Source organism: Bacillus sp. 5B6 (assembly GCF_000259405.1).
Lineage (GTDB): Bacteria > Bacillota > Bacilli > Bacillales > Bacillaceae > Bacillus > Bacillus velezensis.
Genome location: NZ_AJST01000001.1, coordinates 3,154,492 through 3,169,894, shown reverse-complemented (window position 1 = coordinate 3,169,894; position 15,403 = coordinate 3,154,492). Strand labels below are relative to the sequence as shown.

The 15,403-nt window shown below is 44.6% G+C and carries 16 protein-coding genes; 15 read left to right on the top strand and 1 reads right to left on the bottom strand.

What is annotated here, in order from left to right:
• The first annotated feature begins 4 nt into the window (after positions 1 to 4).
• The 8 genes from MY7_RS15110 (at position 5) to ftsX (ending at position 8,194) form a co-directional block, all read left to right on the top strand.
• A complete protein-coding gene (locus MY7_RS15110; RefSeq protein WP_013353772.1) occupies positions 5 to 382 on the top strand; it encodes a hypothetical protein in 378 nt (125 codons plus the stop codon).
• A 194-nt stretch (positions 383 to 576) separates the two neighbouring features.
• Positions 577 to 1,143: a ribosome hibernation-promoting factor, HPF/YfiA family gene (hpf, locus tag MY7_RS15105; protein WP_007614083.1), complete on the top strand. Its 567-nt coding sequence runs from the start codon at positions 577 to 579 to the stop codon at positions 1,141 to 1,143.
• A gap of 166 nt (positions 1,144 to 1,309) precedes the next feature.
• Positions 1,310 to 3,835 (top strand): preprotein translocase subunit SecA, encoded by a 2,526-nt coding sequence (secA, locus tag MY7_RS15100; RefSeq protein WP_007614081.1) that lies wholly within the window; start codon positions 1,310 to 1,312, stop codon positions 3,833 to 3,835.
• Positions 3,836 to 3,909: 74 nt separating this feature from the next.
• Positions 3,910 to 5,011, top strand: a protein-coding gene (gene prfB, locus MY7_RS15095; RefSeq protein ID WP_096034905.1) for a peptide chain release factor 2 whose coding sequence is annotated in 2 segments (ribosomal slippage) — positions 3,910 to 3,981 and positions 3,983 to 5,011 — 1,101 coding nt in all. Because the reading frame shifts where the segments join, the coding sequence is not laid out codon by codon here.
• Between the two features lie 169 nt (positions 5,012 to 5,180).
• Positions 5,181 to 6,029: a YitT family protein gene (locus MY7_RS15090; RefSeq protein WP_007614078.1), complete on the top strand. Its 849-nt coding sequence runs from the start codon at positions 5,181 to 5,183 to the stop codon at positions 6,027 to 6,029.
• A 35-nt stretch (positions 6,030 to 6,064) separates the two neighbouring features.
• Complete coding sequence (gene cccB, locus MY7_RS15085; RefSeq protein ID WP_007614074.1) at positions 6,065 to 6,406, top strand: cytochrome c551; 342 nt, start codon at positions 6,065 to 6,067, stop codon at positions 6,404 to 6,406.
• 218 nt (positions 6,407 to 6,624) lie between these two features.
• Positions 6,625 to 7,311 carry a cell division ATP-binding protein FtsE gene (gene ftsE / locus MY7_RS15080; protein ID WP_007407465.1) on the top strand — a complete coding sequence of 229 codons (687 nt, stop codon included), beginning with the start codon at positions 6,625 to 6,627 and terminating at the stop codon, positions 7,309 to 7,311.
• Entirely contained in the window at positions 7,304 to 8,194 is an 891-nt protein-coding gene (gene ftsX, locus MY7_RS15075) for a permease-like cell division protein FtsX (protein ID WP_007407464.1), read from the top strand. The genes ftsE and ftsX overlap by 8 nt, the downstream gene beginning before the upstream one ends.
• Before the next feature lie 46 nt (positions 8,195 to 8,240).
• Here ftsX and MY7_RS15070 read toward each other — a convergent pair whose 3' ends face one another.
• On the bottom strand, positions 8,241 to 9,647 hold the full coding sequence (locus MY7_RS15070; protein ID WP_029325805.1) for a right-handed parallel beta-helix repeat-containing protein: 1,407 nt from the start codon (positions 9,645 to 9,647) through the stop codon (positions 8,241 to 8,243).
• A 209-nt stretch (positions 9,648 to 9,856) separates the two neighbouring features.
• Here MY7_RS15070 and ctpB point away from each other — a divergent pair, with 209 nt between their 5' ends.
• From ctpB to MY7_RS15045, 7 genes are all read left to right on the top strand, one after another.
• On the top strand, positions 9,857 to 11,215 hold the full coding sequence (gene ctpB, locus MY7_RS15065) for a carboxy-terminal processing protease CtpB (protein WP_373418800.1): 1,359 nt from the start codon (positions 9,857 to 9,859) through the stop codon (positions 11,213 to 11,215).
• 372 nt (positions 11,216 to 11,587) lie between these two features.
• Positions 11,588 to 11,941 (top strand): swarming motility protein SwrAA, encoded by a 354-nt coding sequence (swrA, locus tag MY7_RS15060; protein WP_014305920.1) that lies wholly within the window; start codon positions 11,588 to 11,590, stop codon positions 11,939 to 11,941.
• A gap of 74 nt (positions 11,942 to 12,015) precedes the next feature.
• On the top strand, positions 12,016 to 13,206 hold the full coding sequence (locus MY7_RS15055) for a S1C family serine protease (protein WP_029325806.1): 1,191 nt from the start codon (positions 12,016 to 12,018) through the stop codon (positions 13,204 to 13,206).
• Positions 13,207 to 13,342: 136 nt separating this feature from the next.
• A complete protein-coding gene (locus tag MY7_RS19630) occupies positions 13,343 to 13,504 on the top strand; it encodes a hypothetical protein (protein ID WP_153933082.1) in 162 nt (53 codons plus the stop codon).
• Positions 13,488 to 14,042 (top strand): hypothetical protein, encoded by a 555-nt coding sequence (locus tag MY7_RS15050; protein WP_228767505.1) that lies wholly within the window; start codon positions 13,488 to 13,490, stop codon positions 14,040 to 14,042. The genes MY7_RS19630 and MY7_RS15050 overlap by 17 nt, the downstream gene beginning before the upstream one ends.
• Positions 14,043 to 14,240: a hypothetical protein gene (locus MY7_RS19955; RefSeq protein ID WP_228767504.1), complete on the top strand. Its 198-nt coding sequence runs from the start codon at positions 14,043 to 14,045 to the stop codon at positions 14,238 to 14,240.
• 85 nt (positions 14,241 to 14,325) lie between these two features.
• Positions 14,326 to 15,393 (top strand): DUF3810 domain-containing protein, encoded by a 1,068-nt coding sequence (locus MY7_RS15045; RefSeq protein ID WP_007614066.1) that lies wholly within the window; start codon positions 14,326 to 14,328, stop codon positions 15,391 to 15,393.
• Positions 15,394 to 15,403: the final 10 nt, after the last annotated feature.

The following is a 15,403-nucleotide window of genomic DNA, read 5'->3' as shown; positions in this document are numbered from 1 at the left end:
TGTTTTGAGAAGTTTGAACGATTACCATTTGGTGTCAGCCTATTACCAGCTTCTTTTTACGATTGATGAGGGGCTTTGCTACCTGTTGGACACGCAGGATGATTTTTTTAAGACGGAGGGCGAGCGGATTTACAACGATTTGATTCAGGCTTTTTTTCATCTCGATTCCTCTCATGCGCTTCTGCTGTCTATCGTTGAGTGCCGATGCGTGGAGACGGCGATCCGCTCATTTGACGAGATCTTTCAGGATTTCAGCATGTTAAATGATTATGATTTCCCGTCCGCCCCTTTTCAGGAGTTTTTAAAAACCATCTTTCTGCCGCATTATAAGCTATGGATGGAGCAGACGCACGACTGCATCAAACCGTATGTTCTTCACTAGACCTGCTGCAAGCGGCAGGTCTTTTGCCTGCGTCTTCCGCATATACTTATAATCCTGCCGGAAGCTGCGGGATAAAACCGACACCATTCGTCATCGTTCACCGAATTTACACATTATTTTAACGTTTCAGCAGGGATCAGAAGGGGTAAAAGAGAAATAGTTACATATCCTTAGATAAAGGGAGGCGTTCTTTGATGAACTACAATATCAGAGGAGAAAACATTGAGGTTACACCTGCGTTAAAGGATCATGTGGAGAGAAAAATCGGCAAGCTGGAGCGATATTTCGAGCAGAGCGTCAATGCCGATGTGAACGTCAACTTAAAATTCTATAACGATAAGGAATCCAAAGTTGAAGTCACCATTCCGATGACTGATCTGGCGCTTCGTTCCGAAGTGCATAACGAGGATATGTACAATGCAATTGATCTCGCAACAAACAAGCTGGAACGTCAAATCCGAAAGCACAAAACAAAAGTCAACCGAAAATTCCGCGACCAAGGTCTTCCGAAACATTATTTCGAGAACGGCAGCGTTGCTGATACGGGCGTAGCGGTTCAGGACGAAATTGAAGATGACAGCCCGGAAATTGTCCGTCAAAAGCGTTTTAATTTAAAACCGATGGATAATGAAGAAGCGATTCTCCAAATGAATATGCTCGGACATAATTTCTTCGTATTCACCAACGCGGAGACGAATCTCACAAACGTCGTTTACCGCAGAAATGACGGCAAATACGGATTAATTGAACCGACTGAATAAACCCATCCAGCCTTCCGTGAACGCGCGGAAGGTTTTTCTCTATCTTTATCTGCAAATTCTTTGGAAATGGCAAAAGGTATGTTATGATAATGAGAGGTATACATGGACAGAAAATTATCATTTATTCCATGCAAAATCTGCATGTGAACATAGAGGAGCGTTATAGATGCTTGGGATTTTAAATAAAATGTTTGATCCGACCAAACGTGCGCTGAACAAATACGAAAAAATAGCAAATGACATTGATGCCGTAAGAGGAGATTATGAAAATCTCTCTGACGAGGCGCTTAAACATAAAACGGCAGAATTTAAAGAGCGGCTTGAAAAAGGAGAAACGACGGATGACCTTCTTGTCGAAGCGTTTGCCGTCGTTCGTGAAGCTTCCCGCCGCGTAACCGGCATGTTCCCGTTTAAAGTGCAGCTGATGGGGGGCATCGCCCTTCATGAGGGGAACATCTCCGAAATGAAAACAGGGGAAGGGAAAACGCTGACGTCCACGCTTCCCGTGTATTTAAATGCCTTGACGGGAAAAGGCGTTCACGTCGTAACGGTCAACGAATATCTGGCGAGCCGTGATGCCCAGCAAATGGGAGAAATTTTTGCGTTTCTCGGGCTTACAGTCGGCCTGAACCTGAATTCGATGTCAAAAGACGAAAAACGCGAAGCTTACGCAGCCGATATCACGTATTCAACGAACAATGAACTCGGCTTTGATTATTTGCGTGACAACATGGTGCTCTATAAAGAACAGATGGTACAGCGCCCGCTTCATTTTGCCGTTATTGATGAAGTCGATTCAATTTTAGTCGATGAAGCGAGAACGCCGTTGATTATTTCCGGACAAGCTCAGAAGTCCACAAAACTGTACGTGCAGGCAAATGCGTTTGTCCGCACACTCAAGAAAGATCAGGATTATACGTATGACGTCAAAACGAAGGGCGTTCAGCTGACGGAAGAAGGAATGACGAAGGCTGAAAAAACGTTCGGCATCGACAACCTGTTTGATGTCAAAAACGTGGCCTTGAACCACCATATCAACCAGGCTTTAAAAGCCCATGCGGCGATGCAGAAAGACGTGGATTATGTTGTTGAGGACGGCCAGGTCGTCATCGTTGATTCCTTCACCGGCCGTCTGATGAAAGGACGCCGCTACAGCGAAGGTCTTCACCAGGCGATTGAGGCGAAAGAAGGCCTGGAGATTCAAAATGAAAGCATGACATTGGCGACGATTACGTTCCAAAACTATTTCCGTATGTACGAAAAGCTGGCCGGTATGACCGGTACCGCAAAAACGGAAGAGGAAGAATTCCGCAATATTTATAACATGCAGGTTGTATCCATCCCGACCAACCAGCCGGTCATCCGTGACGACCGTCCGGACTTGATCTACCGCTCAATGGAAGGGAAATTCAAGGCGGTGGCGGAGGATGTCGCCCAGCGCTACATGACCGGACAGCCGGTTCTTGTCGGTACGGTTGCCGTTGAAACGTCTGAATTGATTTCTAAACTTCTGAAAAACAAAGGGATTCCGCATCAGGTGCTGAATGCCAAAAACCATGAGCGTGAAGCTCAGATTATTGAAGAAGCGGGACAAAAAGGCGCTGTCACGATTGCGACCAACATGGCGGGACGCGGAACCGACATTAAACTCGGCGAAGGCGTAAAAGAGCTTGGCGGTCTCGCAGTCGTCGGTACGGAACGCCACGAATCCCGCCGGATTGACAATCAGCTCCGCGGACGTTCAGGACGTCAGGGAGACCCGGGCATCACACAATTTTATCTTTCAATGGAAGATGAATTGATGCGCCGTTTCGGAGCTGAACGGACGATGGCGATGCTTGACCGGTTCGGTATGGATGACTCCACGCCGATTCAGAGCAAAATGGTGTCACGCGCCGTGGAATCATCTCAAAAACGTGTCGAAGGAAACAACTTCGATTCACGTAAACAGCTTCTTCAATATGACGACGTGCTCCGTCAGCAGCGCGAAGTCATTTACAAGCAGCGTTTTGAAGTCATTGGCTCTGAAAACCTGCGTGACATTGTGGAAGGCATGATCAAGTCTTCTCTGGAGCGTGCGATTGCCGCTTATACGCCGAAAGAGGAGCTTCCGGAAGAATGGAATCTTGACGGCCTCGTGGAGCTGGTGAATTCAACATATCTTGATGAAGGCGCGCTTGAAAAGAGCGATATCTTCGGAAAAGAACCGGATGAAATGCATGAGATGATCATGGATCGCATCATGACAAAATATAATGAAAAAGAAGAGAATTTCGGTACAGAGCAGATGCGTGAATTTGAAAAAGTCATCGTATTGCGTGCCGTTGATTCAAAATGGATGGATCATATTGATGCGATGGATCAGCTGCGTCAAGGGATTCACCTCCGCGCTTATGCGCAGACAAATCCGCTGCGTGAATATCAGATGGAAGGTTTCGCAATGTTTGAGCACATGATTGAGTCCATTGAGGACGAAGTTGCGAAATTCGTCATGAAGGCCGAGATTGAAAGCAATCTGGAACGCGAAGAAGTTGTTCAGGGCCAAACGACGGCTCATCAGCCGCAGGACGGCGATGAGGCCAAACAAGCGAAAAAAGCGCCGGTGCGCAAAGTCGTAGATATCGGACGCAACGCGCCTTGCCATTGCGGAAGCGGAAAAAAATATAAAAATTGCTGCGGCCGGACAGAATAGTCTCGACTGTATGAAGCGAACATGACCGGGTCTGCGTCTTATGGCGCCCCGGATCTTTTAATGAGGTGAATGGAATGGAATTATCAGAAATCAGGGCAGAGCTCGAAAATATGGCTTCTCGTTTAGCGGACTTCAGGGGGTCTCTTTGACCTCGAATCAAAGGAAGCCCGCATTGCAGAATTAGATGAAAAGATGGCGGAACCGGAGTTCTGGAATGACCAGCAGAAGGCCCAAACCGTCATCAACGAAGCGAACGGTCTGAAGGAATACGTGAATTCCTATCATCAGCTGAGCGAGTCTCACGAAGAGCTGCAAATGACACATGATCTTTTAAAAGAAGAACCTGACCAGGACCTTCAGCAAGAGCTTGAGAAAGAGCTGAAGTCATTAACGAAGGAATTGAATGAATTTGAGCTTCAGCTGCTGCTCAGTGAACCATATGACAAAAACAACGCGATTTTAGAACTTCATCCGGGAGCCGGCGGTACGGAATCTCAGGACTGGGGTTCCATGCTGCTCAGAATGTATACCCGCTGGGCGGAAAGACGCGGCTTCAAAGTTGAAACGCTTGATTATCTCCCGGGAGATGAAGCAGGAATTAAGTCTGTCACACTGCTTATTAAAGGCCACAATGCATACGGCTATTTAAAAGCGGAAAAAGGCGTACACCGTCTTGTGCGGATTTCTCCATTTGATTCATCAGGCCGCCGCCACACGTCATTCGTGTCATGTGAAGTCATGCCTGAATTTAATGAAGAAATCGACATTGATATTCGTACCGAAGATATTAAAGTTGATACGTACCGGGCGAGCGGTGCCGGCGGACAGCACGTCAATACGACTGATTCAGCCGTTCGGATCACCCACCTGCCGACAAATGTAGTCGTCACGTGCCAGACGGAACGTTCACAAATCAAAAACCGCGACCGGGCGATGAAAATGCTCAAAGCGAAGCTGTATCAGCGCAGAATTGAAGAACAGCAGGCGGAGCTTGACGAAATCCGCGGCGAACAGAAAGAAATCGGCTGGGGCAGCCAAATCCGCTCGTACGTCTTCCATCCGTACTCCATGGTGAAAGATCACCGTACCAATACCGAAATGGGGAACGTGCAGGCGGTTATGGACGGAGATATCGATATCTTCATTGACGCCTATTTACGTTCTAAACTGTCGTAATCCGGGAACACACCTGCCTTTGGCAAGGTGTGTTTTTTTATCCGTTCTCTTTTTCCATTTTTCACAACAGCGCTTTAGCAAATTAATACGGTATTTGGCTGTTATTTACTTCTAAGCCGGGAAGACTTAAAATGCTATCGAGAGAAAATCGGAGAACGGAGGATTTTGCATGGATGTGAATCACAATAAGCCGCTCCGTCTGATCAAAGATTATATATACATCATGATCGGCGCGGCGATTACGGGGGTCGTGTTTAACGTATTTTTGCTGCCGAACCGTATAGCAGCGGGGGGAGTAAGCGGGATCAGCACCATTTTAGAAACGTTTGGTTTTGAACCGGCTTACGTGCAGTGGATTATTAACATCCCTTTGTTTATCGCCGGAGTGATCATTCTCGGCGGGAAGTTCGGAATGAAGACACTGGTCGGTTCCATTGTTCTGCCGCTCGCCGTCTATTTAACAAGAGATCTGCCTGCCGCGACGACCCATGAACTGCTGGCGGCGATTTTCGGAGGCGTCGGGATCGGAACGGGAATCGGCATCGTGTATCTCGGCAAAGGCTCCACGGGGGGAACGGCTCTGGCGGGGCAGATCATTCACAAATACACGGGGCTGTCGCTGGGAACGTGCCTTGCCATCATGGACGGATTAATTGTGCTGAGCGCGATGCTCGTTTTCGGAGTGGAGCAGGGACTGTATGCGATGCTCGGGGTATTTATTTCAAGCAAAACGATTGATGTCGTGCAGGTCGGGTTCAACCGCTCCAAAATGGCTTTAATCATTACGCAGCATGAAGAAGCCGTCAGATCGGCTGTGTTTAAAGAAATCGACAGGGGTGTGACGAAGATTTCCGCAGTCGGCGGGTATACGGAACATGACCGGCCGATCTTAATGTGTGTCGTCGGCCAGACCGAATTCACAAAACTGAAACAAATCGTCAAACAGATTGACGAGTCAGCCTTTGTCATTGTCGCAGACGCAAGCGAGGTGCTCGGCGAGGGTTTCAAACGCGCGTAAACGGGGTTATAATAGCGAAGGGGTGCATCTTACATATGAAATCAAAATGGGCGCTGCTGGCGCTGGTTCTGACCATGTCCGTCCTGCTGGCGGCATGCGGCGGTTCCAATGAATCGAAAAAAGAAAGCTCTGACAGCTCAGGCGGGTCAAAAGCATCTGCGTCAGCAGGAGAAGAGCTTTATCAGCAAAGCTGTATCGGCTGCCACGGAAAAGACTTAGAAGGCGGCGGAGGTCCGAATTTACAGGAAGTCGGCGGGAAGTATGATGAAGCTAAAATTGAAAGCATCATTAAAAACGGACGCGGCAATATGCCGAGCCATCTTGTAAATGATAAGGAAGCCGCTGAGATCGCAAAATGGCTGTCACAGAAAAAATAACAGAAAAACCTTGCCTGTTATAGGGGCAAGGTTTTTTCACGGCCTGGGAATGAAAAGAAACTGTAATAGTAATATGTCTAAATTTGACGTATAATGAAGTGTACTGAGGAAAAGGAACTTTCAGATTTTTCATCTGTTTCCTGGTAAATCGGCCATAAACCGCTGTACGTTTGCGAACTCTATGGCTGCAAGACATAATTAAAAGATTAGGTGATTTCATGATAGAGATGAAAGAAGTATATAAATCCTATCCGAACGGTGTAAAAGCGATTAACGGGCTGTCAGTCATGATTCATCCCGGAGAATTTGTATATGTCGTAGGACCGAGCGGAGCCGGTAAATCTACTTTTATTAAAATGATTTACAGAGAAGAAAAACCGACAAAAGGGCAAATATTGATTAATCATAAAGATCTCGCGTCTGTGAAAGAAAAAGAGATTCCTTTCGTGCGGCGTAAAATAGGTGTTGTTTTCCAAGATTTCAAACTTCTTCCGAAATTGACGGTATTTGAAAACGTCGCGTTTGCACTTGAGGTTATCGGAGAACAGCAGTCAGTCATTAAAAAACGCGTGCTCGAAGTGCTCGATCTTGTGCAGCTGAAGCATAAAGCGCGGCAGTTTCCCGACCAGCTTTCCGGAGGAGAACAGCAGCGTGTTTCCATCGCAAGATCCATCGTCAACAATCCTGATGTCGTGATAGCTGACGAACCGACGGGCAACCTTGACCCGGTAACATCATGGGAAGTCATGAAGACGCTGGAAGAGATTAACAACCGCGGAACGACCGTCGTGATGGCGACACACAATAAAGAAATAGTAAACACCATGAAGAAACGGGTCATCGCGATCGAAGACGGAATTATTGTGCGTGATGAGTCAAGAGGGGAGTATGGTTCTTATGATTAAAATTCTCGGGCGCCATTTGCGTGAGAGTTTTAAATCTCTCGGAAGAAACACATGGATGACATTTGCATCCATCAGTGCCGTTACCGTTACATTGATTTTGGTCGGCGTGTTTTTAGTCATTATGCTGAATTTAAACAACATGGCTAAAAATGCTGAAAAAGAAGTGGAAATTAAAGTATTAATCGATCTGACGTCGAATAAGAAAACGCAGGATACGCTGCAGAATGAGATTAAAGACATCTCGGGAATCCAGAGCGTAGAGTTTTCATCTAAAGATAAAGAGCTTGATCAATTGGTCAAAAGCTTCGGCGACAGCGGAAAGGCCATGAAAATGCAAGATCAGGAAAACCCGCTGAACAATGCGTTTATCGTCAAAACGACAGATCCGCATGATACGCCGAAAGTCGCGAAAAAAATTGAGAAGCTGGATCATGTGTATAAAGTGACATACGGGAAAGAAGAAGTCAGCCGTCTGTTTAAGATCGTCGGGGTGTCACGCAACATCGGGATTGCGTTAATCATCGGCCTTCTGTTCACGGCGATGTTCTTAATTTCAAATACGATTAAAATCACGATTTTCGCCAGAAGAAAAGAGATTGAAATCATGAAGCTTGTCGGCGCGACAAACTGGTTTATCCGCTGGCCGTTCTTCCTGGAAGGGCTGCTGCTGGGGGTATTCGGTTCTATCATACCGATCGCTCTCGTGCTGAGTACGTACCAGTCGATGGTCGCTTGGGTGGCCCCGAAAGTTCAGGGATCATTTGTTTCACTTCTGCCGTACAGTCCGTTTGTGTTCCAAGTATCACTTGTGCTCATTCTGATCGGCGCGGTTATCGGAGTATGGGGAAGTCTGACTTCCATCCGGAAATTCCTTCGTGTATAAATACAAAAGCCAGTCTGATATAGACTGGCTTTTTTTAATGGTTTCGTTACTGAATGACGGGCAGGGCCGGTGATCCGGGCTTTAATGTAAAGTCATAAGACGCTTCGTCACGGTACATCGGGTCCGCATAAATGGAATCCGAATCGTTTGCCGTTCCTTTTTGGTACGCTGTGAATGAATCATATTCTCTGTTCTTCCAATTCCAAATGCCGTCTTTTCCCGCTTCTTTGTGATAGACGTTATGATTAACGGTATTGCCTTCGTTTTTCGTATAATCATTTGCGATAAAAATCCGTGAACCGCTTGCCGTCATGATGTTTTTTTCGATCGTGTTCCCTTTTGTGCCGTACTGCAGCAGCAGCTGGCCGCCGTCAAGGTCCTTCGTGTCATTTCGATACATAATGTTATGAGCGATCACCGAATTGATGGTGCCGCCGCGTTTCGTGTCATAGCCTCCGATTGAAATACCGGTGTAAGCATTGCCGTACACCTTGTTATCCGTAATCCGGATATCTCGTGCGTATTTCCCTTTATGCTCAGAGGTGGCTTCAATGCCGAGGTCATTGTTGTAAACGGTGTTATTCTTAATGTCCACATGTTCTGCGCCGTCAACGTAAATACCGCCCGCTGAGTATTCATCTCCGTAAGCGGGGTTTCCGTAAGAAGAGTTATGGCTCACCGTATTGTTTTCAATGACGCCGTTTCGCGCATAGTCGTTTTGCTTGGACGTTCCTTCGTATCCGATCACGTCAATCCCGATATTGTTATTGTTCCGGATGGTATTGCCGGCAATCTTAAATCCGTCAACATTCCCGTTCAGCACGACCGCTTCGCTTGCGCCGAGCGTCAATTTTTCAACCGTATTATTTGTGATGCTGACATCCTTCATGGCGCCTGTGCCGTAAAACGCGATGCCGTGTGCATTTCCCTCATCAGCCGTGGTTTTAATGTTTCGGATATGGTTGCCGTCAATGTTGATATGACTGCTCGACCCGGTGACGCAGATCCCCATGGCCGTCGCATCTTCTGATGATACGGAGAGATTCTCAAGCGTAACGCCGTGAATGGTAATGTACTGTTTATTGCGGATTTGAATTAACGGAGTTTCAGAATCGCTTTTTGGCGCAGATTTGCCGCTGATGGCGACATGCTCATTCTGATAGTTCCGAAATGTAATCGGCTTTTCGGCCGTGCCGCTGTGCTTTACTTCAAACGTTTCATCGTACGTCCCTTCCCGAATCAATACGGTTGTCCCGGCCTCTGCCTTTTCAGCCGCATGTTTTAATGTGCGGAACGGCTTTTCTTTCGTTCCTTCATTTTGGTCGCTGCCTGCGGGAGAAACATACAAGGCGTCCGTCTGCATTTTTTCATTGGCCTCTGTTTTTTGCCAGACAAAGGCGGTAATGCCTGCGACCAGAACCGCCGCGGATAAAATCGATAATTTTATTTTCATATCGCATTCTCCTGTATATTTAATGAATTGCATACAAAATATTATACGTTACCCATATATATGTAACAATCTCGCGTTTTCATTTTTTTGTTGCCGTTACATGAATTCTTTGCAATTTACACATACTATCTCCAGGTTTTCGTAAAAGGACTAAGAGGAGGTAAACGATGAAGCAGAAAATGATCGCAGTGATAGCGGCCGTCAGCATCATGTGCGGCGGAGCTCATATTGCCGGGGCGGCACAGCCGAATTCAACAGACGCAGAAAGAAGCCGGGCAATGGAAAAAATCGAAAAAGCATATGAGCTGATCTCGAACGAATACGTGGAAAATGTAGATAAAGAAAAGCTTCTTGAAGGAGCGATTCAGGGGATGCTGTCTACATTAAACGATCCTTATTCAGTTTATATGGACAAGCAGACCGCTAAGCAGTTTTCCGATTCTCTTGATTCTTCTTTCGAAGGGATCGGCGCTGAAGTCGGTATGGAGGACAATAAAATCATTATCGTATCACCGTTTAAGCAATCTCCGGCGGAAAAAGCGGGACTCAAGCCGAATGATGAAATCATCAGCATAAACGGTGAGTCAATGAACGGGAAAGGTTTAAACGAAGCCGTGCTGAAAATCAGAGGAAAAAAAGGATCGAAGGTTTCTATTAAAATACAGCGTCCGGGTACTGATAAACAGCTGTCATTCCGGATTAAAAGAGCGGAAATCCCGCTTGAAACCGTATTTGCTTCCCGCAAAGAATCAGGCGGTCATCATGTCGGCTACATCGGCATATCGACATTTTCCGAGCATACCGCCCAGGACTTCGCCGCGGCGCTGAAAAAGCTTGAAAAACAAGGGATTGACGGTCTCGTCCTTGATGTAAGAGGGAATCCCGGCGGCTATCTTCAAAGCGTCGAACAAATTTTAAAGCATTTCATCACAAAAGACATGCCGTATATCCAAATTGCGGAGCGTAACGGCGATAAAAAACAATATTTCTCAACCTTGAAACATAAGAAGCCGTATCCCGTCAATGTCATCACGGATAAAGGAAGCGCCTCCGCTTCAGAAATTCTTGCGGGTGCGTTAAAAGAAGCGGGACATTATGACGTTGTCGGTGACACTTCTTTCGGTAAAGGAACGGTTCAGCAGGCCGTGCCTATGGGAGACGGGAGCAACATTAAATTGACGCTTTACAAATGGCTGACACCGAAAGGCAATTGGATTCACAAAAAAGGCATTGCTCCGACAATCGCTGTGAGCCAGCCGGATTATTTTGCAGCGGGACCGCTTCAGCTGAAACAGCCGCTTCAGCCTGATATGAACAGCGCGGATGTCAAGCACGCCCAAATCCTGCTGAAAGGCCTAGGCTTCGACCCGGGCAGAGCAGACGGCTATTTCAGCAAAACAATGAAAAAAGCCGTTCTGGCGTTTCAAGACCGGTACAAACTTGATAAAACAGCGGTCATTGATAAAAAGACAGCGGAAAAAATGAATCAGCTGATGAATGAACAGAAATCTGACGAAAAAAATGATTTACAGCTGCAAATGGCGTTAAAATCATTATTTGTAAAATAAATGAAAAGGAGGCGTTTTTTACGTCTCCTGTTTCTTTTGTCACTCTCTAAAAATGAACTAAAAGACATATAATTATGTCGGTTTTGACAAGATATTAAAAAAATTTTCACATTTAAACATTTATAAAGGACAAACATTACCCGATATTTATAGAGAAGAGAGACTTTATGCCGAGTTAATATGTATTCAAAATGAAACTTTTGAAAGTTGCCTCAGTCAGTTTTAGTTCTTACAATAAAAGAAGGTTCTAATAGAGAACAGTTTTAGTTTGGCAGCTGCATTTCAGTATCGAAAGCAGAAGTGTTTGCGGCGCTTCAGCACGGCAGCTGTAATCACCCGTGCTTATCTGGATAAAAAAATGGGGGTTCACAATTGAAGAGGGCAAGTATTGTGCGTGAAAAGAAATATTATGAATTAGTGGAACAACTAAAAGACAGAACAAAAGACGTCACATTTTCATCAACAAAAGCACTAAGTCTTCTTATGCTGTTCAGCAGATACCTGGTCAATTACACAAATGTTGAATGCGTTCATGAAATCAATGAAGAGTGTGCGAAGCATTATTTCACTTACTTAATGAAAAACCATAAACGTTTAGGAATCAATCTGACGGATATTAAGCGGTCCATGCTCCTGATCAGCGGCGTGATCGAGGTGGAGGTTGACCACTATCTGAAAGATTTCTCTCTCTCAAATGTAACATTGTGGATGACGGAAGAGAGATAGACGTTTGAGATATTCAAGCCAATGATTATTTGGTAGAATAGAATTAAAATGTTTGGCTTGAGGCGGTGAAAGCAGTGTCTGTTCAATGGGGAATTGAACTTCTGAAAAGTATCGGTCTGTTTTTTTTGCACCCGATGTTCTGGTTTTTTATCATCATAAGTCTCGCATGCGGATATTTGCGGATCAAACGTGAACGCCATACGTTTCATACAAAAATCGCGGATATGTATGACGAGCTTATCTTTACATACATAAAAGGACTTATACCGGGTATTCTTCTCTCCATATTATTTTTTGGACTGGGAATTTCGATTCCATTCGGTCTTCTCGGCATAATCGCGGCTGTGACGGCTTTGGCTTCGCTGACGTTCCGTATGAATTGGCTGTCCTCAGCTTATATTGTCAGCGCCGGCATGTTCATTGCGTTTATCCTTCAGTATACCCACACAGTGCCGTTTGCGGATCGGTTTCCGCAGGCATTCGGCGTGAATTGGGCATCGGCGGCCGTGTTTATGGGCCTTTTGATTATCACGGAGGGAGCGGCTGCCTGCCGTTCAGCGCATCTGAAAACATCTCCGGCGCTTGTCGTCAGCAGCAGAGGCCTGCCCATCGGCCGACAATTGGCGAATCGCGCATGGCTGCTTCCGCTTTTCTTATTGGTGCCGGGCAGCGGGCTTGAGTCACACCTTTCTTGGTGGCCTGTCTTTACCGTGCCGGGCGGCTCTTTCCATTTGATCTGGATTCCTTATATCGCCGGCTTCGGACAGCGTGTGCAGGGGTCACTTCCGGAAGTCAGCATAAGGATAACAGCGAAACGTGTCATGATTCTCGGGGTTATCGTGACCGTATTCGGAGCAGCGGCCCTTTGGTGGACTCCGCTTGCCGGAGCTGCCGCTTGTATTGCGGTGCTCGGACGCCTGTTTTTATCATTAAGACAGCGGCTGAACGATAACGCGGCTCCGTTTTATTTCTCTAAGCGGGATCAGGGTTTAATGGTGCTCGGCATCATTCCGAATACACCCGCGGACGATCTTGAGCTGAAGATCGGTGAGATTATTACGAAAGTAAACGGCATCCCCGTGAAGCATGTATCGGATTTTTATGAAGCACTTCAAAAAAACCGCGCATTTGTAAAAATGGAGATCATCGGCCTGAACGGTGAGATCCGGTTTGATCAGCGCGCGTCCTATGAAGGCGAACATCATGAATTAGGTATTTTATTCGTGCAGGATGAACACGAGCACGAAGAAATGACAGCATTATAATGTGATTTTTCATAATTATTCGGAATAGTTTCAAGAACTCCTAAACTAGATTTCAAAAACAGCTAAGAAAATTATATTTTCTTAGCTGTTTTATTTTGAAATAATAAAAAAATAAATGAAGGAGAGGTATGGCTTATTGGAAAGGTTATTGCTAACTCCAAAACCTTTAGAAGATGAATCTTTAGCAGGATATATATTAAGAATAACTGATTATAATGGTTATGAAAATTCTAGTTGGATATATACTATGGCTCAGATAAAAAAAAAGAAAATTGTTAGAGGTGATGCGGGTACTTAAAGCTAACGGTGTAAATTACATAGGAGCTGGTTTTTGTCCTGGAATTACAGGTCTGCTATTAAAACGAGTAATAAATCATTTATTAGACGAAACGAAGTATGTGAATTGTTATATTGGTGGTGCGGAACATTATACGAAAACTTCTATCTCAGATATATTAATGAGTGGCCATAGTGTAATTGGAAAAACAGATTCTTATTGGAGTGATCATTGTGTTAAAACGGAAAATATAAATATGATGAAGAAAGAATTTGTACCTGAAGTGGATGTCCCTGTCTATAAGAAACCGTATTTAAGTCAAGAGATCATTGATATTCTGGAAGTTAGTTCGGTACAAGAACTCCACTGGTACAATATAGCAGCAAATGATAATATTTTTCGTTTAGCAATGCAATTTTATCAAATGCAACTTGAGTCTTCGGTTGAAGAAGCCCTGAAAAAACTAGACATTAGTTTAGAGGAGCAACCTAAAGAGGAATGGATAGCTTTAGTCATTGATGCTACAGGAGTGAAAAATGGAAAGGATGTTAGGTGCTGATTGAATTTACAAATGGAAACGAGTTCAGAGTTAACGGGTACAGTGGCTGCTGAAATCGCCCGACAAGTTATTTCAAGTAATAGACCTAATGGTACCTACTGGGCTTATGAAGTACTTCCTATAGATTTTATGAATCAATATGTTTTTTCTAATAAGCATGATTTTTATGAGGAAAAGTATGTTGAAATAAAGAAATGATATGACTAGGTTACATGGCGTACATCTGATATTTATTGGATAGGGGGAGTACATTATAAAAAAGCTTTTACTTAAGAGATTACCGTTGATTTCACTTGGAGTTATAGCTTACATACTGACAAAATACGCGCAGAACCATCAGGATTGGGCGGAAAAATACAGTAGGTCTGTATATCCGTTATTGTCAAAAATAGTAGGATTTGTACCTTCTTGGGTCACATTTTCTGTTAGTGAATGGCTCGTCGTGTTGGTTGTGTTACTTTTTCTATTTTATATCGTTTATTATGTGCGCAAGGTTATCATGAGTAAAGGTGTACGTAGGATGGTAGTTTATCGTGGTGCTCTAGGAATAGTTACGATCTGTAGCGTGATATATTTTTGTTATACTATTTTGGGTGGAATAAACTATCACAGATATTCTTTTTTGTCTCATACCGAATATAAAGAAGAGAACTACAGCAAGGAAGAACTGGTTAAATTGAGTAAGTCACTTGCCGTTGAAATGGAATTGGCAAGGGAAAAGTTAGCGGATACTGATCTTTTGGCTCATGTACCAGAGGTTTTTGATTATTATGCACAACACGCAGTGTTCTCGATGCAAATGTTATCAAAGAAATATCCTGTTTTGGAGCATTCATATTCAACACCAAAACCAGTGGTGATGTCAAAACTAATGTCGCATGCAGGGATACATGGTATTTTTGTCCCTTTTACTTATGAATCCAATATCAATGTTAATGTGCCAGTTTTTTTGGTGCCTGCTACTATGGCGCATGAATTGGCACATCAGAGTGGTTTCATGCATGAGGATGAGGCTAATTTTATAGCTTATCTGGCATGTAAGCAGCAGGATGATCCAATGATACTATACAGTGGTTTATTTCTGGCATTTGATTATTCTATATCTGAGCTAAAGAAAGTGGATCCAGATAAGGCGTCTGATATAATGTCCAGTCTGTCCAAAGCGGTGCGGCATGATATAGAACAAAATGAGCAGTACCGGGATAAGTATGAGGGTGTTATTTCAAGTATTTCAAGAAATGCAAATGATGTATATCTGAAGGCAAATAATCAGACAGACGGTTTGAATAGCTATAGTGATATGGTGAATTTGTTGCTGGCAGAGCAGCGAGAGATAGAGAAGTACAATTAAATGTATCTTG

Coding starts and splice junctions, on each gene's coding strand:
- ctpB (WP_373418800.1), top strand. CDS start 9,857: ATGTGCGGCGGAGCTCATATTGCCGGGGCGGCACAGCCGAATTCAACA.
- ftsE (WP_007407465.1), top strand. CDS start 6,625: ATGATAGAGATGAAAGAAGTATATAAATCCTATCCGAACGGTGTAAAA.
- MY7_RS15090 (WP_007614078.1), top strand. CDS start 5,181: ATGGATGTGAATCACAATAAGCCGCTCCGTCTGATCAAAGATTATATA.
- ftsX (WP_007407464.1), top strand. CDS start 7,304: ATGATTAAAATTCTCGGGCGCCATTTGCGTGAGAGTTTTAAATCTCTC.
- cccB (WP_007614074.1), top strand. CDS start 6,065: ATGAAATCAAAATGGGCGCTGCTGGCGCTGGTTCTGACCATGTCCGTC.
- MY7_RS15070 (WP_029325805.1), bottom strand. CDS start 9,647: ATGAAAATAAAATTATCGATTTTATCCGCGGCGGTTCTGGTCGCAGGC.
- hpf (WP_007614083.1), top strand. CDS start 577: ATGAACTACAATATCAGAGGAGAAAACATTGAGGTTACACCTGCGTTA.
- secA (WP_007614081.1), top strand. CDS start 1,310: ATGCTTGGGATTTTAAATAAAATGTTTGATCCGACCAAACGTGCGCTG.